The following is a 508-nucleotide window of genomic DNA, read 5'->3' as shown; positions in this document are numbered from 1 at the left end:
ATACTATGCTTCTATCATGACTGATAGGTCAGCAAGGTCTCTAACGGTAATCAAATAGCGCCAGCCCGACACCATTTTAGCTTTTTATATTTTTGCTTTATTAAAGGATACGTACTCTCATGCTTCGACTTTTGCCAGTAAAGCCTAATATTGATACTTCTGCTAGCTCAGCTCTGGCTGCAGTAGCGCTAACGGGCGTACTATTTCTGACCGGCTGTCAGCAGCAAGCTGACGCACCGCCTGTACCAGATGAGACTCAGACAACTGAAAAAACAAGTGAAGAAGACAGTCAACCTATGCAGCAAAGTGATTCTGCTGCGGCACGTATAGAGCAGTTTCAGCCTATATACGTTGCGCAAGCGCAAGGGCTACAGCGTCGGCTACAAGCAGAGTACGAGTCACTGCAAGCGGCAGATGCTTCAGATAGTGAAGAGTCGCTATTACTCAATGGGGCGACTAACGATTCAGCTACTCTTACAGAAAATGCGAATGGCGCCAATCCTGAACC

General features: G+C 46.9%; 1 pseudogene. It reads left to right on the top strand.

The features are described from left to right. Positions 1-119: 119 nt before the first annotated feature. Positions 120-508, top strand: a pseudogene (locus ACS8FC_RS21135) (hypothetical protein); the annotation flags it as partial.

This window comes from Psychrobacter sp. 1Y4 (assembly GCF_051847555.1).
Note: the sequence above shows the minus strand (reverse complement) of the source record. Positions and strands in the feature narration are given on the sequence as shown.